Origin of the sequence: Enterobacter sp. 22452 (assembly GCF_052045065.1) — a bacterium.
GTDB lineage: Bacteria > Pseudomonadota > Gammaproteobacteria > Enterobacterales > Enterobacteriaceae > Enterobacter > Enterobacter mori.
This window is the reverse complement of the sequence record NZ_JBQEOB010000004.1, coordinates 470,375-492,449: the sequence shown is the minus strand read 5'-3', so window position 1 is coordinate 492,449 and position 22,075 is coordinate 470,375. Positions and strand designations below refer to the sequence as shown.

At 57.9% G+C, this 22,075-nt stretch carries 18 protein-coding genes; 14 read left to right on the top strand and 4 right to left on the bottom strand.

All coding sequences use genetic code 11. The features are described 5' to 3' along the window. The first annotated feature begins 167 nt into the window (after positions 1-167). From iscR to sseB, 10 genes are all read left to right on the top strand, one after another. Positions 168-659 carry a Fe-S cluster assembly transcriptional regulator IscR gene (gene iscR / locus ACTJJA_RS14855; protein WP_089597799.1) on the top strand — a complete coding sequence of 164 codons (492 nt, stop codon included), beginning with the start codon at positions 168-170 and terminating at the stop codon, positions 657-659. Positions 660-776: 117 nt separating this feature from the next. Then, positions 777-1,991 carry a cysteine desulfurase gene (gene iscS / locus ACTJJA_RS14850; protein WP_020883022.1) on the top strand — a complete coding sequence of 405 codons (1,215 nt, stop codon included), beginning with the start codon at positions 777-779 and terminating at the stop codon, positions 1,989-1,991. 24 nt (positions 1,992-2,015) lie between these two features. Then, positions 2,016-2,402: a Fe-S cluster assembly scaffold IscU gene (iscU, locus tag ACTJJA_RS14845; RefSeq protein WP_003860661.1), complete on the top strand. Its 387-nt coding sequence runs from the start codon at positions 2,016-2,018 to the stop codon at positions 2,400-2,402. Between the two features lie 13 nt (positions 2,403-2,415). Beyond that, positions 2,416-2,739, top strand: a complete 324-nt coding sequence (gene iscA / locus ACTJJA_RS14840; protein WP_003860659.1) for an iron-sulfur cluster assembly protein IscA — start codon at positions 2,416-2,418, stop codon at positions 2,737-2,739. A 76-nt stretch (positions 2,740-2,815) separates the two neighbouring features. Further along, entirely contained in the window at positions 2,816-3,331 is a 516-nt protein-coding gene (gene hscB, locus ACTJJA_RS14835; protein ID WP_440668546.1) for a co-chaperone HscB, read from the top strand. A gap of 14 nt (positions 3,332-3,345) precedes the next feature. Then, positions 3,346-5,196 carry a Fe-S protein assembly chaperone HscA gene (hscA, locus tag ACTJJA_RS14830; RefSeq protein ID WP_440668545.1) on the top strand — a complete coding sequence of 617 codons (1,851 nt, stop codon included), beginning with the start codon at positions 3,346-3,348 and terminating at the stop codon, positions 5,194-5,196. 1 nt (position 5,197) lies between these two features. Then, a complete protein-coding gene (gene fdx / locus ACTJJA_RS14825) occupies positions 5,198-5,533 on the top strand; it encodes an ISC system 2Fe-2S type ferredoxin (protein ID WP_003860652.1) in 336 nt (111 codons plus the stop codon). 1 nt (position 5,534) lies between these two features. Next, entirely contained in the window at positions 5,535-5,735 is a 201-nt protein-coding gene (iscX, locus tag ACTJJA_RS14820) for a Fe-S cluster assembly protein IscX (protein ID WP_003860650.1), read from the top strand. 53 nt (positions 5,736-5,788) lie between these two features. Continuing rightward, positions 5,789-7,075: an aminopeptidase PepB gene (gene pepB, locus ACTJJA_RS14815; RefSeq protein ID WP_131635849.1), complete on the top strand. Its 1,287-nt coding sequence runs from the start codon at positions 5,789-5,791 to the stop codon at positions 7,073-7,075. 95 nt (positions 7,076-7,170) lie between these two features. Then, positions 7,171-7,947: an enhanced serine sensitivity protein SseB gene (sseB, locus tag ACTJJA_RS14810; protein ID WP_440668544.1), complete on the top strand. Its 777-nt coding sequence runs from the start codon at positions 7,171-7,173 to the stop codon at positions 7,945-7,947. Between the two features lie 17 nt (positions 7,948-7,964). On the opposite strand, the gene ACTJJA_RS14805 is transcribed toward sseB, so the two are convergent. The 4 genes from ACTJJA_RS14805 to ACTJJA_RS14790 all read right to left on the bottom strand — a co-directional run bounded on the left by ACTJJA_RS14805 (position 7,965) and on the right by ACTJJA_RS14790 (position 12,595). After that, positions 7,965-8,735 carry a MurR/RpiR family transcriptional regulator gene (locus ACTJJA_RS14805; RefSeq protein ID WP_440668543.1) on the bottom strand — a complete coding sequence of 257 codons (771 nt, stop codon included), beginning with the start codon at positions 8,733-8,735 and terminating at the stop codon, positions 7,965-7,967. Next, positions 8,735-9,580, bottom strand: coding sequence for a 3-mercaptopyruvate sulfurtransferase (gene sseA / locus ACTJJA_RS14800; protein WP_440668542.1), 846 nt, complete (start codon positions 9,578-9,580; stop codon positions 8,735-8,737). Before sseA ends, ACTJJA_RS14805 begins: the two co-directional genes overlap by 1 nt. Before the next feature lie 90 nt (positions 9,581-9,670). Then, entirely contained in the window at positions 9,671-11,038 is a 1,368-nt protein-coding gene (locus tag ACTJJA_RS14795; RefSeq protein WP_440668541.1) for a 6-phospho-alpha-glucosidase, read from the bottom strand. A 12-nt stretch (positions 11,039-11,050) separates the two neighbouring features. After that, positions 11,051-12,595, bottom strand: a complete 1,545-nt coding sequence (locus ACTJJA_RS14790) for a PTS transporter subunit EIIC (RefSeq protein WP_089597806.1) — start codon at positions 12,593-12,595, stop codon at positions 11,051-11,053. A gap of 286 nt (positions 12,596-12,881) precedes the next feature. Here ACTJJA_RS14790 and ACTJJA_RS14785 point away from each other — a divergent pair, with 286 nt between their 5' ends. From ACTJJA_RS14785 to ACTJJA_RS14770, 4 genes are all read left to right on the top strand, one after another. Further along, positions 12,882-17,834 carry an alpha-2-macroglobulin family protein gene (locus ACTJJA_RS14785; RefSeq protein ID WP_440668540.1) on the top strand — a complete coding sequence of 1,651 codons (4,953 nt, stop codon included), beginning with the start codon at positions 12,882-12,884 and terminating at the stop codon, positions 17,832-17,834. A 1-nt stretch (position 17,835) separates the two neighbouring features. Then, positions 17,836-20,160, top strand: coding sequence for a peptidoglycan glycosyltransferase PbpC (pbpC, locus tag ACTJJA_RS14780; protein WP_440668539.1), 2,325 nt, complete (start codon positions 17,836-17,838; stop codon positions 20,158-20,160). Between the two features lie 156 nt (positions 20,161-20,316). Continuing rightward, the gene (gene ndk, locus ACTJJA_RS14775; RefSeq protein ID WP_010433958.1) at positions 20,317-20,748 is read left to right on the top strand and encodes a nucleoside-diphosphate kinase; all 432 of its coding nucleotides are present in this window, start codon (positions 20,317-20,319) and stop codon (positions 20,746-20,748) included. Between the two features lie 147 nt (positions 20,749-20,895). Further along, positions 20,896-22,062 carry a bifunctional tRNA (adenosine(37)-C2)-methyltransferase TrmG/ribosomal RNA large subunit methyltransferase RlmN gene (locus ACTJJA_RS14770; RefSeq protein ID WP_089597809.1) on the top strand — a complete coding sequence of 389 codons (1,167 nt, stop codon included), beginning with the start codon at positions 20,896-20,898 and terminating at the stop codon, positions 22,060-22,062. Positions 22,063-22,075: the final 13 nt, after the last annotated feature.

The window sequence follows — 22,075 nt, the reverse complement described above, 5'->3', positions numbered from 1 at the left end:
AGCGCCACCCGACAAAAAACGGCACAGAACGTTAAATACCTGACTAAAACAGTCAAGTAAATAGTTGACCATTTTAGTCAGGAATGTCAGACTTGGCCCTGCTATGCAATACCCCCATTTTACAATAAAAAACCCCGGGCAGGGGCGAGTTTGAGGTTAAGTAAGACATGAGACTGACATCTAAAGGGCGTTATGCCGTGACCGCGATGCTGGACGTTGCGCTCAACTCCGAAGCGGGCCCGGTTCCGTTGGCTGATATTTCTGAACGACAGGGGATCTCCCTCTCTTATCTGGAACAGCTGTTCTCCAGACTGCGTAAAAATGGACTGGTTTCCAGCGTTCGTGGCCCAGGCGGCGGCTATCTGCTGGGTAAAGACGCGGGCAGTATTGCAGTTGGCGAAGTGATCAGCGCCGTTGACGAATCCGTTGACGCGACCCGTTGCCAGGGTAAAGGCGGCTGCCAGGGCGGCGATAAGTGCCTGACCCACGCGCTGTGGCGCGATCTGAGCGACCGTCTGACCGGCTTCCTGAACAACATCACCCTGGGTGAACTGGTGAATAACCAGGAAGTTCTGGACGTATCGGGTCGTCAGCAAAGCCATGAATCACAACGCAGCACCCGCGCGCAAGACGCTATCGACGTCAAACTGCGCGCGTAATAAAAAGATAAGTATTTCAGAATCAGGCCGGGGCGGTCACGCCCCGTGTACTCGGTCGTACATCCAGCCGGTTGCCTGATTCCTTGCATTGAAGCGATGTACGGAGTTTAAAGAGCAATGAAATTACCGATTTATCTCGACTACTCCGCAACCACGCCGGTGGACCCGCGTGTTGCCGAGAAAATGATGCAGTGTCTGACCCTGGACGGAAACTTTGGTAACCCAGCTTCCCGTTCACACCGTTTTGGCTGGCATGCTGAAGAGGCGGTTGATATCGCCCGTAATCAGATTGCTGACCTGGTCGGTGCCGATCCGCGTGAAATTGTTTTCACCTCCGGTGCGACCGAATCCGACAACCTGGCGATCAAAGGTGCAGCCAACTTTTATCAGAAAAAAGGCAAGCACATCATCACCAGCAAAACCGAACACAAAGCCGTGCTGGACACCTGCCGTCAGCTGGAGCGTGAAGGGTTCGACGTGACTTACCTGGCGCCGCAGAGCAACGGGATCATCGACCTGAAAGAGCTCGAAGCGGCCATGCGTGATGACACCATTCTGGTTTCCATCATGCACGTTAACAACGAAATCGGCGTCGTTCAGGACATCGCGACCATCGGTGAAATGTGCCGCGCGCGCGGTATCATCTACCACGTAGATGCGACCCAGAGCGTGGGCAAACTCCCTATCGACCTGAGCCAGCTGAAAGTCGACCTGATGTCCTTCTCCGGCCACAAAATCTATGGCCCGAAAGGGATCGGCGCGCTGTACGTTCGTCGTAAGCCACGTATCCGCATCGAAGCACAGATGCACGGCGGCGGTCATGAGCGCGGCATGCGTTCCGGTACGCTGCCTGTTCACCAGATCGTGGGCATGGGCGAAGCGTATCGCATCGCGAAAGAAGAGATGGAAACCGAGATGGCGCGCCTGCGCACGCTGCGTAACCGTCTGTGGGACGGCGTGAAGGATATGGAAGAAGTGTATCTGAACGGCGATCTCGAGCAGGGCGCACCGAACATCCTCAACGTCAGCTTCAACTATGTTGAAGGCGAATCGCTGATCATGGCGCTGAAAGACCTGGCCGTTTCTTCCGGTTCTGCCTGTACGTCTGCAAGCCTCGAGCCATCCTACGTGCTGCGCGCGCTGGGCATGACTGACGAGCTGGCACACAGCTCTATCCGTTTCTCTTTAGGTCGTTTCACTACCGAAGAAGAGATTGACTACACCATCAAGCTGGTTCGCAACTCCATCGGCCGTCTGCGCGACCTTTCTCCACTGTGGGAAATGTTCAAGCAGGGCGTGGATCTGAACAGCATTGAATGGTCACATCACTAATCGGTACATAAGGAGAATTCAATCATGGCATACAGCGAAAAAGTCATCGATCATTACGAGAACCCGCGCAACGTTGGCTCATTTGACAACAGCGACGAATCTGTCGGTAGCGGTATGGTTGGCGCACCGGCGTGTGGCGACGTGATGAAGTTGCAGATTAAAGTCAACAATGAAGGTATCATTGAAGACGCGCGCTTCAAGACCTACGGCTGCGGTTCTGCTATCGCGTCCAGCTCCCTGGTGACCGAATGGGTGAAGGGCAAGTCTCTGGACGAAGCACAGGCAATCAAGAACACCGATATTGCTGAAGAACTCGAACTGCCACCGGTGAAAATTCACTGCTCAATTCTGGCAGAAGACGCGATCAAAGCCGCCATTGCGGACTATAAAAGCAAACGTGAAGCAAAATAATTGAGGTTTGAGTATGTCGATTACCCTTAGCGACAGCGCTGCCGCGCGAGTAAGCTCTTTTCTGGCGAACCGTGGTAAAGGCTTTGGCCTGCGACTGGGCGTACGTACCTCCGGCTGTTCTGGTATGGCTTACGTACTGGAGTTTGTTGATGAACCGGCGTCTGACGACACCGTGTTTGAAGACAAGGGCGTGAAGGTGGTGGTCGATGGCAAAAGCCTGCAATTCCTCAACGGCACTCAGCTGGACTTCGTTAAAGAAGGCCTGAACGAAGGGTTCAAATTCACGAACCCGAACGTCAAAGACGAGTGTGGTTGCGGCGAAAGCTTCCACGTTTAACCGCGCGTCATCCGAAACCCCACCGCAGGATCTCTGTGTGTGGGGTTTGTTCTAACAGGCTACCCCTGAGATTGTTATGGATTACTTCACTCTCTTCGGACTACCCGCTCAATACCCGATTGATCTGCAGGCGCTGACGATCCGTTTTCAGGATCTGCAGCGTCAGTACCATCCGGATAAATTCGCGAGCGGTACTCAGTCAGAGCAATTGGCTGCGGTCTCCCAATCTGCGACCATCAACCAGGCCTGGCAGACGCTGCGCCATCCGCTGAGCCGTGCCGAGTACCTGCTTTCACTGCACGGTTTCGACCTGGCGAGCGAACAGCATACCGTGCGCGACACCGCGTTTCTGATGGAACAGCTGGAGCTTCGCGAAGAGCTGGATGAGATTGAACAAGCCAAAGACGAAGCGCGTCTGGAAAGTTTTATCACGCGCGTGAAGGGCATGTTCGATAGCCGCCATCAGCAGATGGTGGAGCAACTGAACAACGAGACCTGGGACGTGGCGGCAGACACTGTGCGCAAACTCCGTTTTCTCGATAAACTGCGAAGCAGTGCTGAACAACTCGAAGAAAAGCTGCTCGATTTTTAATTTCGGAAGCAATTATGGCCTTATTACAAATTAGTGAGCCTGGCTTAAGTGCCGCACCGCACCAGCGTCGTCTGGCGGTGGGTATTGATCTGGGTACCACCAATTCCCTCGTGGCGACCGTGCGCAGCGGCCAGGCGGAAACGCTGGCTGACGAGCAGGGCCGCCATCTGCTGCCTTCCGTGGTCCACTACCAGCAGCAGGGTCACGCGGTTGGCTATGACGCCCGCACCAACGCCGCACGCGATCCGGCTAACACCATCAGCTCCGTAAAGCGCATGATGGGCCGCTCGCTGGCCGATATTCAGACCCGCTACCCGCATCTGCCGTATCAGCTGCAGGCCAGTGAAAACGGCCTGCCGATGATTGCAACCGCGGCCGGTCTGCTGAACCCGATTCGTGTTTCCTCCGACATCCTCAAAGCGCTGGCGGCGCGTGCGACCGCAACGCTCGGCGGCGATCTGGACGGCGTGGTCATTACCGTTCCGGCCTATTTTGACGATGCACAGCGTCAGGGCACCAAAGACGCCGCGCGTCTGGCGGGCCTGCACGTGCTGCGCCTGCTGAACGAACCCACGGCGGCGGCCATTGCCTACGGTCTTGATTCCGGTCAGGAAGGGGTCATTGCGGTTTACGATCTCGGCGGCGGTACCTTTGATATCTCGATCCTGCGCTTAAGCCGCGGGGTGTTTGAAGTGCTGGCGACCGGCGGAGACTCCGCGCTGGGCGGCGATGATTTCGACCATCTGCTGGCGGATTACATTCGCGAGCTGGCGGGCATCAGCGATCGCAGCGATGCGCGCGTACAGCGTGAACTGCTGGATGCGGCTATCGACGCCAAAATCGCCCTGAGCGATGCGCAGACGGTATCTGTTAACGTTGCGGGCTGGCAGGGTGACATCACCCGCGACCAGTTCAACGATCTGATTGCCCCGCTGGTGAAACGTACCCTGCTGGCCTGCCGTCGCGCATTGAAGGATGCAGGCGTTGAGGCGAACGAAGTGCTGGAAGTGGTCATGGTGGGCGGTTCGACCCGCGTGCCGCTGGTGCGCGAGCGCGTGGGCGAATTCTTTGGCCGCACGCCGCTGACCTCCATCGACCCGGACAAAGTGGTCGCCGTGGGCGCCGCTATCCAGGCCGATATTCTGGTCGGTAACAAGCCGGACAGCGAAATGCTGCTGCTGGACGTTATCCCGCTGTCGCTGGGGTTAGAAACCATGGGCGGCCTGGTGGAGAAAGTGATCCCGCGTAATACCACCATTCCGGTGGCGCGCGCGCAGGAGTTCACCACCTTCAAAGACGGCCAGACCGCGATGTCCATCCACGTGATGCAGGGCGAGCGCGAGCTGGTGCAGGACTGCCGTTCACTGGCGCGCTTTGCGCTGCGCGGCATCCCGGCGCTGCCTGCAGGCGGGGCGCATATTCGCGTCACTTTCCAGGTGGATGCGGACGGCCTGCTGAGCGTCACGGCGATGGAAAAATCCACCGGCGTGGAATCGTCCATTCAGGTGAAGCCGTCCTACGGCCTGACCGATGGCGAAATCGCCTCCATGATTCAGGACTCAATGAGCTACGCCGAGCAGGATGTGAAGGCGCGTATGCTGGCTGAACAAAAAGTGGAAGCCGCACGCGTGCTGGAAAGTCTGAACGGCGCGCTCGCTGCCGATGCCGCGCTGTTAAGCGCCGCTGAGCGTCAGGTGATTGATGATGCTGCCGCGCGCTTGAGCGCAGTGGCCGAAGGCAATGACGCTGACGCAATAGAAGAAGCCATTAAAAACGTTGATAAACAAACCCAGGACTTTGCTGCTCGCCGCATGGACAAATCTGTCCGCGTCGCGCTGAAAGGCCAGTCCGTGGACGAGGTTTAATATGCCAAAGATTGTAATTTTGCCTCATGCGGACCTCTGTCCGGATGGCGCTGTTCTGGAAGCCAAGACCGGTGAAACCATTCTCGATGTCGCCCTGCGTGCAGGTATCGAAGTGGAACACGCCTGTGAAAAATCCTGTGCCTGCACCACCTGCCACTGCATCGTGCGTGAAGGTTTCGACTCTCTCGCCGAGAGCACCGAAGACGAAGACGACATGCTGGATAAAGCATGGGGTCTGGAGCCAGACAGCCGCCTGAGCTGCCAGGCAGCGGTGACCGATGAAGATCTGGTCGTGGAATTCCCACGCTACACCATCAACCACGCACGCGAGCATTGATATGGGACTGAAGTGGACAGACAGCCGTGAAATCGGCGAAGCGCTCTACGACGCGAACCCGGATCTCGATCCGAAGACCGTACGATTCACCGACATGCACCAGTGGATCTGCGATTTAGAGGATTTCGACGATGATCCAAACGCATCCAATGAAAAAATTCTGGAGGCGATTCTGTTAGTCTGGTTAGATGAAGCAGAGTAAATCACTTAACGGGCTGCCTTCTGGCGGCCCGTTTGCTAATAAGGATAAATAAAATGACCGAAGCGATGAAGATTACGCTCTCCACACAGCCTGCTGACGCACGCTGGGGCGAAAAAGCCACCTACAGCATCAATAACGACGGCATTACCCTGCACCTGACGGGCAAAGATGACACCGGCCTGATCCAGCGCGCCGCCCGTAAAATTGACGGTCTGGGCATTAAACATGTCACTCTGGCTGGCGAAGGTTGGGACACCGACCGCAGCTGGGCATTCTGGGCAGGCTACAAGGGCCCGAAAGGCACCCGCAAAATTGAGTGGGCGAACCTCGACGAAGCCGGCCAGAAAGAGCTGGAAAGCCGCCTGAAGATCATCGACTGGGTGCGCGACACCATCAACGCCCCTGCGGAAGAGTTAGGCCCTGAGCAGCTGGCGCAGCGCGCCGTTGACCTGCTGTGCGGCGTGGCGGGCGACAAAATGTCCTACCGCATCACCAAAGGTGAAGACCTGCGCGAGCAGAACTACATGGGCATCCACACCGTGGGCCGTGGTTCTGAGCGTCCTCCGGTCCTGCTGGCGCTGGATTACAACCCAACCGGCGATAAAGAAGCGCCGGTCTTTGCCTGCCTGGTCGGGAAAGGCATCACCTTCGACACCGGTGGCTACAGCCTCAAGCAGAGCGCGTTCATGGACTCCATGAAGTCCGACATGGGCGGCGCGGCAACCATCACCGGCGCGCTGGCGTTTGCGATTACCCGCGGTCTGAACAAGCGCGTGAAGCTCTACCTGTGCTGCGCGGACAACATGGTCAGCGGTAACGCCTTCAAGCTGGGCGACATCATTCGCTACCGCAACGGCAAAAACGTCGAAGTGATGAACACCGACGCCGAAGGCCGCCTGGTGCTGGCCGATGGCCTGATCGACGCCTCCGCGCAGAAGCCAGAGCTGATTATCGACATGGCGACCCTGACCGGTGCGGCAAAAACCGCCCTGGGCAACGATTACCACGCGCTGTTCAGCTTCGACGACAAGCTCGCTGCCCGCCTGCTGGCAAGCGCGGCTGCGGAAAACGAACCGTTCTGGCGTCTGCCGCTGGCCGAGTTCCACCGCAGCCAGCTGCCGTCCAACTTTGCCGAGTTGAACAACACCGCGAGCGCGGCGTACCCGGCGGGTGCCAGCACCGCAGCAGGCTTCCTGTCCCACTTCGTTGAGAATTATCACGAAGGCTGGCTGCACATCGACTGCTCCGCAACCTACCGTAAAGCGGCGGTTGAGCAGTGGTCTGCGGGCGCGACCGGTCTGGGCGTGCGTACCGTAGCGAACCTGCTGACGGCTGAGTAACCTTTTTGCCGGGTGGCGCTGCGCTTACCCGGCCTACAAAACCCGTAGGCCCGTGCAAGCGAAGCGACGCCGGGCAATTGTGAAGTAGCCAAACTATGTCAGAAACCAAAAACGAATTAGAAACCCTGCTGGAGCAGGCGGCGACCGAGCCCGCCCACCGTCCGGCATTTTTCCGCACGCTGCTGGAATCCACCGTCTGGGTGCCGGGCACCGCGGCGGAAGGTGAGCAGGTCGTAGAAGACAGCGCGCTGGATCTGCTGCACTGGGAAAAAGACGACGGCACCTCGGTGATCCCGTTCTTTACCTCACTGGAAGCGCTGCAGGAAGCGGTAGAAGACGAACAGGCGTTCGTGGTGATGCCGGTGCGCACCCTGTTTGAAATGACGCTGGGGCAGACGCTGTTCCTCAACGCTAAATTGCCGACCGGGAAAGAGTTCACGCCGCGCGAAATCAGCCACCTGATGGGTGAAGAGGGCAACCCGCTCAGCACCCAGGAAGTGCTGGAAGGGGGCGAAACGCTGCTGCTGTCTGAGGTTGCAGAGCCGCCAGCACAGATGATCGATTCGCTGACCACGCTGTTCAAAACTCTGAAACCGGTAAGACGCGCGTTCCTCTGTTCGATTAAAGAGCAAGCGGATGAACAGCCGGTACTGTTAATCGGTATTGAAGCTGACGGCGATATCGAAGAAATCATCCAGGCGGCGGGCAGCGTGGCGACCGATACGCTGCCGGGTGATGAGCCAATTGATATCTGCCAGGTGAAGAACGGTGAAAAGGGCATCAGCCACTTTATTACCGAGCACATCACCCCGTTCTATGAGCGTCGCTGGGGCGGCTTCCTGCGCGATCTCAAAACCAACCGCATCATCTGATTACGGCGGGGTGAATATCACCCCGTTGCTTCCAGCAGCAGTAAATCCATCAGCAGCACCAGATTCGACTCAAACGACGTCACCCCTGCGGCTTCGGCGGCGTAGTGCACCGCTTCGTCATACAGCGCGAAATGCAGATCGGCCATGCCCGCCAACGTATTCGCTGAGGCGCGAGTAAAGGCCACAACCGTCATTCCTACGTTTTTGGCAATCCGCGCTTTATCCAGCACCTGCTCCGTTTCGCCGCTGCGCGAGACGGCAATAAAAACCTGATAGCGTGCGGCATTGCTGAGAAAAATATTCCGGCTGTCTCCGGGCCCGGAGATAAACGCCGTTTTGCCCAGCACCTGCAGCTTCTTGGTCAGGTACTCCGCAAACAGATAAGAAAAACCGGCGCCGTAGAGAAAGAAGCTCTCTTTCTGGCGCAGCAGGTCGGCAAACTGCTGGCGCTTCTCCTGCGTGACCCACCGGAAGGTGTGCTGATAATTGGCGATAAACTGATTAAACAGCGCCGGGAGTTCTGGAAGGGAGGGCGCCTGAGCGGCAATATGCGGCGTGTCGGAAAGCAACTGCTTGCAGTGCCAGATAAATTCGCTAAAGCCGCTGAACCCCAGCTTTTGGCACAGCCGCATGATGGTGGCGGTCGAAACAAACGTCGCCTGCGCCAGCTCGCGCACCGTGATGTTGCCCACCAGCAGCGGATGCTCCGTGAGATGGGCGAGGACGCGATACTCCGCGCGGGTCAGCGATGCCCCGCGCGTTAACAGCGTGGCCAGGCGGTTATCCATTATTTCGCGGGTTCGACAGGCAGATCGTCTCGCGCACCCCATTCGCTCCAGGCGCCGTCGTAAAGCGTGACGTCGTTCACGCCGAGCGTGGCGAGTGCCAGGATCACTACGCAGGCCGTTACGCCGGAGCCACAGCTGGCAATAATCGGACGATGTAAATCCACGCCTGCACGGTCAAAAATGGCGCGCAGCTCGTCGGTGGTTTTCAGCTCGCCCTCAAATACCAGATCGCCCCACGGCACGTTCAGCGCACCCGGAATGTGGCCGCGCTTCAGCCCCGGACGCGGTTCATCCGCTTCGGCATTGAAGCGCGGAGCAGGACGGGCATCGACGATTTGCGCTGTTTTTTCATGGCTCACGACCAGCACGTCGGTCAGGCGTTTCACCACGTGTGCGTCGAACGTGGCATCGAATTCGCCTTCCGGCAGCGTCACGTCGCCCTGCTGAAGCGGCAGCTCGTCGCGCTTCCAGCCCGCAAGCCCGCCCGCCAGAATCGACACTTTTTCCACGCCGAAGTTTTTCAGCATCCACCACGCCCGCGGGGCGGAGAAGAGGTTACCCTCATCGTAAACAACGAGGTGTTTGTCTTTGCTGACGCCCAGCTCGCGCATCGCCACGGAAAATGCTTCCGGGCGCGGCAGCATGTGCGGCAGGGGAGAGGTGTGATCGGAGAGGGCTTCGATATCAAAAAATACCGCGCCAGGCAGATGTCCGGCACGGTATTCACCGGGCACGTCGCGATGCTCTTGCCCTGGCGGGGCCATACGCGCATCAATAATTTGAACTTCCGGATCGTCGCCGTGCTCAATCAGCCAGTCGGCGGCGACGAAATATGAGGTGGACATGGGTTGCCTCCATTCTTTTCCGTAAAAAAGGATTGTCGGTGTTTTTTCTGACACCGACAAGCAAACCACGTTCAACTCGCGAGCAAGCCCCTATTTTTTCACCTTTTCGCCGTCCTGCCAGGCTTTTTGCAGCGCAGGCCAGTAGTCGCGGTTGGCCTCGATCATCTCATCCAGAATCACTTTCGCGTGCTCCATGGTCGGCACGGTACGGTTGAGGGTGAACGCCTGCAGCGCTTTCTCATAGCTGCCCTCGATGGTCGCCTCCACCAGCAGCTGTTCCGAGGCGAGCTGCTGTTGCAAAAGGGTCTGATGGAACAGCGGCACCTGACCGACGCGAATCGGTTCCGGGCCTTCGGAGGTGATATACGCGGGCACTTCCACCACGGCATCGTAAGGCAGGTTGGTAATCGCACCGCGGTTTTCCACCATCACCAGATGGCGGCTCCGCAGGTTAAAGGCCAGCGAGCAGGCGACGTCAACGATAAATTCACCGTGGACGCCCACGTGGAAGGCATCCGGCAGGATCCCGGTACGCTTATATTCTTCGGCTGCGGCGAACAGTTTTTTCTCGCGCCCGTCCATCACTTCATTGGCGCGGGTATAGTCCGGGTTCTGATGCTCCACAATCTGGTTTGGCATCAGGTAGTACTGCAGATACGGGTTCGGCAGATACTCCGGGAAGTTGTCCATGATCGGCTTAATGTTGCGCCAGGTTTTTACCCACGACGGATCCGAATGCTGCGGGTCGGTTTTAGCCGCATCTTCCGTCAGCAGGCCAAACTTCGCGATATGTTTGCGCAGCTCCGGCAGCTTGTCTTCGCCGTCCACCAGCACGCGGGTAAACCAGCCGAAGTGGTTCAGACCGAAGTAGTCGACCTCCAGCTTGCGGCGATCGACGCCCAGAATCGCCCCCATGTTACGCATGGCAGCCACCGGCATATCGCAGATGTTCAGCACGCGCGCGTTCGGGCGCAGGCGGCGCACGCCTTCCGCGACGATCGCCGCCGGGTTGGAGTAGTTCACGATCCAGGCTTTCTCGTGCGCGTAGCGATCGACCAGATCGATAAGCTCCACCATCGGCAGGATCGTGCGCAGTCCGTACGCCAGACCCCCGGGGCCGCACGTTTCCTGGCCGACCACGCCGTGACGCAGCGGGATCTTTTCATCCTGCTCGCGCATCTTGTACTGGCCGACGCGCATCTGTGCGAAGACAAAATGTGCACCGCTGAAAGCCACTTCCGGGTCACTGGTGACGGTAAATTTGATGCTCTGGCTGTGGTCGCGAATGACCTTCTCTACGACGGGCGCAATGGTGTTCTGACGCGCCTCGTCGATATCGTAAAGGCGAATTTCGGCCAGCGGGAAATCCTGCAGGCGCACCATCAGGCTTTTCACAATACCCGGCGTGTAGGTGCTACCGCCGCCGGCAATCGACAGGATAAATGGGGGTGTAAACATCTTTAGCTCCTCTCAGAGAAACGTCTCAACGGCTTCTCGCATTTTTTTGACGTGCAGCCCGTAGACCACCTGAACGTTGTTACCTTGTTTGATAATCCCTTTCGCGCCAGTCGCCTTCAGGCGCGGCTCGTCGATGATGGCGACATCCTTCACCGTGACGCGCAAGCGGGTGTAGCAGTTATCTACCACTTCAATGTTTTCCCGGCCGCCCAGCCCCACCACGATGGACTCGCCCAGCCCGTCGTTATTGCCTTTGGCCTGGTACTCTTGCTTGCTGTAGAGGCGCGTCTCTTTATCGTCATCCTCACGGCCCGGCGTCTTCATGTTGAAGCGCAGGATCAGGAAGCGGAACACCACAAAGTAGAGGGCGAACATGATCAGCCCGACCAGGAGGTACATCGGCCAGTTGGACTTCTCCGTGCCGAGCGGCAGGTTGTAAAGGATGAAGTCGATAATCCCATTGGCGCCGATGGCGTGAACGCCCAGCAGCGAGAACAGCATCATGCCGATTCCGGTCAGCACCGCGTGCACCACGAAGAGCAGCGGGGCGACAAACAGGAAGGAGAACTCAATCGGCTCGGTCACGCCGACCAGCAGCGAAGTCAGCGCCGCCGGGATCAAAATGGCTTTCGCAATGGCTTTACGCTCCGGCTTCGCGGTCATGTACATCGCCAGCGCGGCGGCAGGCAGGCCGAACATTTTGCTGATGCCGCGCGCATCCCACACCACGGTGCTGCTGAGCTGCTTCACGTCCGGGCAGGCCATCTCGGCAAAGTAGATATTGCGCGCGCCCTGATAGGTTGCGCCGCATACCTCCTGCGTGCCGCCCAGCTCGGTATAGAGGAACGGCGTATAAACCAGATGGTGCAGGCCGGTGGGGACCAGAATGCGTTCCAGGAAACCGTAGATTGCTACGCCAAACGGCCCGGAGCCTTTGATGGCCAGCGCCAGGGCGCTAATGCCGTGCTGAGCAAACGGCCACAATTCACTCATCACCACGCCGAGCAGCATGGAGACGGGGAGCATGACGATAGCGACAAAGCAGTGGCCGGAGTAAATCGCCATCGCGCCGTTAAACTGTACGCCGGAGTATTTGTTGTAGAGATAACCGGAGAGCGCGCCGGTCAGGATCCCGGCGAACACGCCCATCTCCAGCACCTGCACGCCCAGCACCATGGTCTGTCCGGCCGCTTTCATCTGCTCGGCAGGCGCAAGCGCGCCCTGTAGCTGCAGCGTGACGTTCATGGCGTTGATGAACACCACAAAGGTCACCAGCCCAATCAGCGCGGCATAGCCTTTATCACGTGTCGCCAGACCAATCGGGATACCGACGGCAAACACCAGTGCCAGGTTAACCAGTACCGATACGGCAGATTTCGCGATGAGTTGGCCGATATTCTGAATCAGAGGATGGCCAAGAAACGGCAGGTACTCGGCAAGATTGCCGTTACCCAGCACGTTACCAAAGGCGATAAAAAGACCGACAATCGGTAAGATAAGTACCGGTCCGTACAATGATTTTCCGAAATTTTGTAGGGCGTTCACGGCTCGTTTCATGGCTTTCTCTCTTATTGAACCGCGCACTCGGGGTGCGTCATGGTCATAAAACTAGCAGTCTTCAGGCACGCTTATCCAGCTATCTTCTTGTTTTAAAAACAAATGACGTGAAAGGTAACATGTGACGTTATGTGCTGTGATCGCGGTTTCATCACGGCGTAGCGGCGTGATGCGATTCTGCGAGGCGCTTTCAAGATTCTAAAATTGGACTTTTTGAATTAATGAAACTTGCGGATAATACTTATCCGGACGACGACCAACAGGCTCCATGGGCCAGGGACAAAGGATGAAACCGTTTCGCTTAGCCGCGCTCTCTCTTGCGCTGCTTACCACGTTTACGCTTGTCGGCTGTGATAACAGCGACGATAAATCTCAGGCTGCGGCTCCCGCGGCATCCACCGCATCAACACCGAAAGCCGCGGAAAAGCCCAATGCTGAAACGCTGGCTAAACTCGCCGCCCAGAGTCAGGGAAAAGCGCTGACGTTGCTGGATACCTCTGAAGTTCAGCTCGACGGTGCCGCCACGCTGGTGCTGACCTTTTCTGTTCCGCTGAATCCCGATCAGGATTTCGCGAAAACAGTGCATGTCGTGGATAAGAAAAGCGGCAAGGTTGACGGGGCGTGGGAACTTGCGCCTAACCTGAAAGAGCTTCGACTGCGCCATCTGGAGCCTAACCGCAGCCTGGTCGTCACCGTTGAACGCGACCTGCAGGCGCTGAATAAAGCGACCTTTGGCATTGATTATGAAAAAGCCTTAACCACCCGGGATGTCGAACCGACGGTCGGTTTTGCCAGCCGGGGCTCACTGCTGCCGGGTAAAGTGGTGGAAGGCCTGCCGGTGATGGCGCTCAACGTTAACAACGTGGACGTGAACTTCTACCGCGTGAAACCGGAGTCGTTGGCTTCCTTTGTCAGCCAGTGGGAATACCGCAATTCTCTGACCAACTGGGAATCCGATAACCTGCTGAAGATGGCGGAACTGGTTTACACTGGTCGATTCGACCTTAATCCGGCGCGCAACACGCGCGAAAAATTGCTGTTGCCCCTGAAGGATATTAAACCACTCCAGCAGTCTGGCGTTTATATCGCGGTCATGAACCAGGCAGGGCACTACAACTACAGCAACGCCGCAACGCTCTTTACCCTGAGCGATATCGGCTTGTCCGCTCACCGCTATCACAACCGTCTGGACATCTTCACTCAGAGCCTGGAAAACGGTGCGGCGCAGTCCGGCGTGACCGTTACGCTGCTGAATGACAAAGGCCAGACGCTTGCCGAGGCGAACAGCGATGCCGACGGTCATGCGAAGCTTGAAACCGACAAAGAAGCCGCGCTGATCCTGGCCAGTAAAGACGGCCAGACCACGCTGCTCGATCTCAAGCTGCCTGCGCTCGACCTGGCGGAGTTCGATATCGCCGGTAGCCCTGGCTACAGCAAGCAGTTCTTTATGTTTGGCCCGCGCGATCTCTACCGTCCTGGGGAAACTGTGATCCTTAATGGCCTGCTGCGCGACAGCGACGGAAAACCGCTACCCGATCAGCCTGTGAAGCTTGACGTGCTGCGTCCGGATGGACAGGTCGCGCGTACGATTGTCGTCAAGCCAGAAAACGGACTCTATCGTTTTAACTATCCGCTGGACAGCGGGGCGCAGACCGGTATGTGGCATATTCGCGCTAACACCGGCGACAACCTGCAGCGGCTGTGGGACTTTAACGTTGAAGATTTTATGCCGGAGCGTATGGCGCTCAACCTGACCGGGCAAAAAGCCCCGGTATCACAGCAGGATAATGTCGACTTTAACGTGGTGGGGTACTACCTGTACGGCGCGCCAGCTAATGGCAATTCGCTGCAGGGCCAGCTGTACCTGCGTCCGCTGCGTGAGGCGGTGGCTACGCTGCCGGGCTTCCAGTTTGGCGATATCGCCGAGGAAAACCTGAGCCGTAGCCTGGATGAAGTACAGCTTACGCTCGACGAGCAGGGGCGTGGACAGGTCAGCACCGAAAGCCAGTGGAAAGAGGTACACTCTCCGCTGCAGCTGATCCTGCAGGCCAGTCTGCTGGAGTCCGGCGGCCGTCCGGTAACGCGTCGTGCTGAACAGGCTATCTGGCCTGCGGCTGAACTTCCGGGGATTCGTCCGCAGTTCGCCAGCAAGGCCGTTTACGACTACCGCACCGACACCACCGTCAACCAGCCGATTGTGGATGAAAACGGCAACGCCAGCTTCGACATCGTTTATGCCGACGCCAGCGGTACGAAAAAAGCGGTTACCGGGTTACAGGTTCGCCTGATCCGCGAACGCCGGGACTATTACTGGAACTGGTCGGAGAGTGATGGCTGGCAATCCCAGTTTGATCAGAAAGACCTGGTCGAAGGTGAGCAGGAGCTGACGCTCAAGGCCGATGAGACGGGTAAAGTCACCTTCCCGGTGGAGTGGGGCTCATACCGCCTGGAAGTTAAAGCGCCTGATGAGATGGTCAGCAGCGTCCGTTTCTGGGCAGGGTATAGCTGGCAGGATAACAGCGACGGCACCGGTGCGGCACGCCCTGATCGCGTGACGCTAAAACTGGATAAGCCAGCCTATCAGCCAGGCGATACCATCAACCTGCACATTGCAGCACCGGCTGCGGGTAAAGGCTATGCGATGATCGAGTCCAGCGAAGGACCGCTGTGGTGGAAAGAGATCGACGTACCGGCAAACGGGCTGGATCTCTCCATTCCGGTAGATAAAGCCTGGAAACGTCACGATCTCTACCTCAGCACGCTGGTGGTTCGTCCTGGCGATAAATCCAAATCCGCCACGCCGAAACGCGCGGTTGGTCTGTTGCATCTGCCGATGGGTGACGAAAATCGCCGTCTGAATATTGCGCTGGATACTCCGCAGAAAATGCGTCCGAACCAGACGCTCTCTGTGAAAGTGAAAGCCAGCGTGAAAGAGGGGGCTGTGCCGCAGAAAGTGAACGTCCTGGTCTCGGCGGTGGATAGCGGCGTGTTGAACATCACCGATTACGTTACGCCCGACCCGTGGCAGGCTTTCTTTGGCCAGAAGCGCTACGGCGCGGATATCTACGATATCTACGGCCAGGTCATTGAAGGGCAGGGACGTATGGCCGCGCTGCGCTTCGGTGGCGATGGAGATGAACTCAAGCGCGGCGGCAAACCGCCGGTGAACCACGTCACCATTATTGCCCAGCAGGCACAGCCGGTCACGCTGGATGCCAACGGGGAGGGCACTGTTACGCTGCCGATTGGGGACTTCAACGGTGAGCTGCGCCTGATGGCGCAAGCCTGGACGGAAGACGATTTCGGCAGCAGTGAAAGTAAGGTGGTTGTCGCCGCGCCGGTCATTACCGAGCTGAACACGCCACGCTTCCTGGCAAGCGGCGATACCTCACGGCTGACGCTGGATCTGACTAACCTGACCGACCAGCCGCAAACGCTGAACGTGGCCTTAACCACAACGGGTAAAGTGTCGCTGGAAGGCTCGCAGCCGCAGCCGGTTCAACTGCCTCCGGGGGCGCGCAGTACGATGTTTATTCCGGTGCGTGCGCTGGAGGGCTATGGTGACGGTGAAGTGACGGCTCAGGTGACCGGTCTGCAGCTACCGGGGGAAACTTTCGCACCGCAGCAGAAGAGCTGGAAAATCGGCGTGCGTCCTGCATTCCCGGCGCAGACGGTAAACACTGGCGCGATGTTGAACCCAGGTGAGTCCTGGGTTGCACCGGCGCAACATAGCAACGGTTTCTCGCCTGCCACGCTGCAGGGGCAACTGCTGCTGAGCGGCAAACCGCCATTGAACCTGGCGCGCTACATTCGCGAACTTCAGGCCTACCCGTACGGATGCCTGGAACAGACCACCAGTGGCCTGTTCCCGTCGCTCTACACCAACGCGGCACAGCTGTCGGCGCTTGGCATTAAGGGGGATACGGACGATAAACGCCGTGCAGCGATCGATATTGGTATCTCCCGTCTGCTGCAAATGCAGCGTGACGACGGTGGTTTCGCCCTGTGGGATAAAAATGGTCCGGAAGAGTACTGGCTGACGGCCTACGTGACCGACTTCCTGGTGCGTGCGGGCGAGCAGGGTTACAGCGTACCTGCTGATGCAGTGAATAACGCCAATAGCCGCCTGCTGCGCTATCTTCAGGATCCGGGCATGATGTCCATTCGCTACAGCGACGATACTCAGGCCAGCAAATTCGCCGTGCAGGCCTATGCTTCGCTGGTACTGGCGCGTCAGCAAAAAGCACCACTCGGCGCGCTGCGCGAAATCTGGGATCGCCACGGCCAGGCGGCATCCGGGCTGCCGTTGATGCAGCTGGGCATGGCGCTCAAATTGATGGGCGACGCCCCACGCAGCCAGCAGGCGCTGGATCTGGCGCTCAAAACACCGCGCAACGACAGCAAAAACTGGATGGCCGATTACGGCAGCCAGCTGCGTGATAACGCGCTGATGCTCTCCCTGCTGGAAGAGTACAAATTGCTGCCGGAAGCACAAAACGCTCTGCTCAATACCTTATCTGAAGAAGCGTTCAGCCAGCGCTGGCTGTCAACGCAGGAGAGCAATGCGCTGTTCCTGGCAGGTCGTTCGCTGCAAACCTTGTCTGGTGCGTGGCAGGCAACGACCAGTCTTTCAGAACAAGCGCTGAGCGGCGATAAATCGCAGGTGCAAAACGTCAACGGTGACCAGCTTGGCGCGCTGCAGGTGACTAACACCGGTGCAGCGCCGCTGTGGGTGCGCCTCGACAGCACCGGTTACCCGGAATATGCGCCTCAGCCAACGTCTAACGTACTGCAGGTTGAACGCCATATCCTGGCAACCGACGGCAGCAGCAAGTCACTCTCTTCACTGAAGAGCGGTGAGCTGGTGCTGGTGTGGCTGGAAGTGAAGGCCAGCCAGAACGTGCCGGATGCGCTGGTGGTCGATCTGCTCCCGGCAGGTCTGGAGCTGGAAAACCAGAACCTGGCGAACAGCAGTGCCAGCCTGCAGGACAGCGGCAGTGAGGTCCAGAACCTGCTCAGCCAGATGCAGCAGGCGGATATTCAGCATATGGAATTCCGCGATGACCGCTTTGTGGCTGCCGTGCCGGTAAATGAAGGTCAGCCGGTCACGCTGGTCTATCTGGCGCGTGCCGTGACGCCGGGTACCTACCAGGTGCCGGTGCCGATGGTGGAGTCTATGTACGTTCCGCAGTGGCGGGCAACGGGTGCGGCCAGCGGCCCGCTGATTGTTGTTCCGTAATATGCAGATAGCTCGTCTGACACGCTCCCGCTGGCTTTGGCTGGCGGGAGCGCTTCTCGTTTTATGGGGGCTGATTATCGCCGCCGACCGCCTGTGGCCGTTGCCTCTGAAAGAGGTTAACCCCGCCCGGGTGGTGGTGGATGAGAAGGGCACGCCGCTGTGGCGCTTTGCGGACAGCGACGGGATCTGGCGCTACCCGGTTACGATTGAAGAGGTCTCTCCCCGTTATCTTGAGGCGCTGATCCAGTACGAAGATCGCTGGTTCTGGGATCATCCTGGCGTAAACCCGCTCTCTGTCCTGCGTGCCGCCTGGCAGGATCTCAGTTCTGGCAAAGTCGTCTCTGGCGGCAGTACGCTCACCATGCAGGTAGCACGCCTGCTGGATCCGCATCCGCGCACCTTTGGCGGTAAAATTCGTCAGCTCTGGCGGGCGATGCAGCTGGAGTGGCATCTTTCTAAGCGCGACATTCTCACGCTCTATCTCAACCGCGCCCCCTTTGGCGGTACGCTGCAGGGCGTAGGGGCTGCAAGCTGGACCTATCTGGGAAAACCACCATCGCAGCTCAGCTATTCCGAAGCGGCGCTGCTGGCGGTGCTGCCGCAGGCACCGAGTCGATTACGTCCGGACCGCTGGCCTGAACGGGCTGAAGCGGCGCGAAATAAAGTGCTCGACCGTATGGTCACGCAGGGCGTCTGGTCTGCGAAGCAGGTCAAGGAATCGCGGGAAGAATCGGTATGGCTGGCGCCCCGACAGATGCCGCAGCTGGCACCGCTCTTTGCACGCATGATGCTCGGTAAAAGCCGCGACACTAAAATTGTCACCACGCTGGATGCCGGACTACAGCGGCAGCTGGAAGAGCTGGCGATGAACTGGAAGTCCCGACTTCCTGCGCGAAGCTCGCTGGCGATGATCGTCGTGGATCATACGGATATGAAGGTGCGCGGCTGGGTCGGATCGGTGGATATTAACGATGACAGTCGTTTCAGCCATGTGGATATGGTCAATGCGATCCGATCCCCGGGATCGGTGTTAAAGCCCTTTATCTACGGTATGGCGCTGGACGATGGCCTGATCCATCCCGCCTCTCTGCTCCAGGACGTTCCCAGAAAAACCGGTGATTATCGGCCAGGGAATTTTGACAGTGGGTTTCACGGACCGGTCAGCATGAGTGAAGCGCTGGTGCGCTCCCTCAACCTGCCCGCGGTACAGGTGCTGGAAGCCTACGGACCAAAACGTTTTGCCGGGATGCTCAGTAACGCGGGGTTGCCGCTGATCCTGCCCGCGGGGGCGCAGCCGAATCTCTCCCTGATCCTCGGCGGTGCAGGCGCGCGGCTGGCCGATATCGCCGCGGCCTACAGCGCCTTTGCCCGACACGGTAAAGCGGGAAGGCTGCGGTTACAGCCTGGCGATCCGCTGACTGAACGTCCGCTATTGTCACAAGGTTCGGCGTGGATCATTCGCCGTATTCTGGCGAATGAGGCACAGCCGCTGCCGGATAATGCGTTACCGCAAATCGCGCCGCTGGCGTGGAAAACCGGCACCAGCTACGGCTACCGTGATGCCTGGGCTATCGGTCTGAATGCCCGTTACGTGATTGGCATCTGGACCGGACGGCCGGACGGTACGCCGGTGGCGGGGCAGTTTGGTTTTGCCAGCGCGGTTCCGCTATTAAACCAGGTGAATAACCTGCTTCAGTCACGCTCAACGGTAGACGAAGCCCGTCTGCCGCGTGACCCTCGCCCGACAAGCGTGGGGCGCGGGGTGATCTGCTGGCCGGGCGGTCAGTCGCTGCCAGAAGGCAGTGAAAACTGCCGACGCCGTCTGTCGACCTGGCTGCTGGAAGGGAGTGAACCGCCCACGCTGCTCCTGCCCGAACAGGAAGGCATACGCGGCATTCGCTTCCCGGTCTGGCTGGATAAAACGGGTAAACGTGTAGCGGCAGATTGCCCTGATGCAACTGAAAAAGTCCTGGATGTCTGGCCGCTGCCGCTGGAGCCGTGGCTGCCAGCAACCGAGCGTCGCGCGGTACGGGTCCCTCCTTCATCAACAATCTGTCCTCCGCTGTCGCAGGACGCACCAGCGCCACTCATCCTGACAGGCGTGCGCGAAGGGGCCGTCATTAAACGTCTGCCGGGCGAGTCCCGCGTTTCGCTGCCGCTTCAGGCGACCGGCAACAGCGGTGAACGCTGGTGGTTTTTGAACGGTGAACCGCTGAGTGTGAAGGGAAGAGTTTACACATTACAGCTTGATAAATCGGGCGAATATCAGTTACTCGTTATGGATGAGACCGGGCAGGTCGCGACGGTGAATTTTACGTTGCAGTGATCTGAAAACAGCTTTCAGATGTGAGCTGTTGCTAAAACTCGTCTTATTTTAAAAAAATGTTACCTGAATCCATAGGCAATGGCGCTATTGCTCATTATAATCCGCGCCACACCATACTCAGGTATGCAAAACAACAGAACATTGACAGAGGTTATCATGGCTATTGAACGTACTTTTTCCATCATCAAGCCAAACGCGGTGGCAAAAAACGTTATTGGCAGCATCTTCGCTCGCTTTGAATCAGCAGGGTTTAAGATCGTTGGCACCAAAATGCTGCACCTGACCGTTGAACAGGCTCGCGGTTTCTACGCTGAGCACGAAGGTCGCCCATTCTTTGACGGCCTGGTAGAGTTCATGACCTCCGGCCCAATCGTGGTATCCGTACTGGAAGGCGAAAACGCAGTTCAGCGTCACCGCGATCTGCTGGGTGCAACCAACCCGGACAACGCGCTGGCGGGTACGCTGCGCGCTGATTATGCAGACAGCTTCACCGAGAACGGCACCCACGGTTCTGATTCCGTTGAATCTGCCGCGCGTGAAATCGCATTCTTCTTCGCAGAAGGCGAAGTGTGCGCTCGCACTCGTTAATATTTTCGTAAATGCCGCGTGCAAACGTGGCATCCCTGCGTCAGACTTTGTACAATGCAACGCCCCGGACGAGCAGACTGCTTTCCGGGGCGTTTCTTTTCAACCCTCCATGGGCCATAACGTGTAACAACGAGGCCGGATAAAATTATGTCTGAATTAGTGAATACCTCCGAAGTCGCCATTCCTGCGGTTCCAAATAAAAATGGAAAAATCAACCTGCTGGATCTGAACCGTCAGCAGATGCGCGAGTTCTTCAAAGATATGGGTGAGAAACCGTTTCGTGCCGACCAGGTGATGAAATGGATGTACCACTACTGCAGCGACAACTTTGATGACATGACAGACATCAACAAGGTCCTGCGCAACAAGCTCAAAGAAGTGGCTGAAATCCGCGCACCGGAAGTGGTGGAAGAGCAGCGCTCGTCTGATGGCACCATCAAATGGGCGATTGCCGTCGGCGATCAGCGCGTTGAGACTGTCTATATTCCGGAAGATGACCGCGCCACGCTGTGCGTCTCTTCTCAGGTAGGATGTGCGCTGGAGTGCAAATTCTGCTCTACCGCGCAGCAAGGCTTTAACCGTAACCTGCGCGTGTCTGAAATTATCGGCCAGGTGTGGCGTGCGGCAAAAATCGTGGGTGCAGCGAAAGTGACCGGTACCCGCCCAATCACCAACGTGGTGATGATGGGGATGGGTGAGCCGCTGCTGAACCTGACCAACGTGGTTCCGGCGATGGAAATCATGCTCGACGACTTCGGTTTTGGTCTGTCCAAGCGCCGCGTTACGCTGTCTACTTCAGGCGTTGTGCCTGCACTGGACAAGCTGGGCGATATGATTGACGTTGCGCTGGCGATCTCCCTGCACGCGCCAAACGATGCGATCCGTGACGAAATTGTGCCGATCAACAAAAAGTACAATATCGAAACCTTCCTGGCTGGCGTTCGCCGCTACCTGGAGAAATCCAATGCCAACCAGGGCCGCGTCACCATCGAGTATGTGATGCTTGATCACGTCAACGACGGTACCGAGCATGCACATGAGCTGGCAGAATTGCTGAAAGATACGCCGTGCAAGATCAACCTGATCCCATGGAACCCGTTCCCGGGCGCGCCTTATGGCCGTAGCTCGAACAGCCGTATCGATCGTTTCTCGAAAGTGCTGATGGAGTACGGATTCACCACCATCGTGCGTAAAACGCGTGGTGATGATATCGATGCCGCATGCGGACAGCTGGCGGGTGATGTCATTGACCGTACCAAACGTACGCTGCGTAAACGCATGCAGGGTGAGACAATCGCGGTCAAAGCTGTTTGATTATTATGCAGTC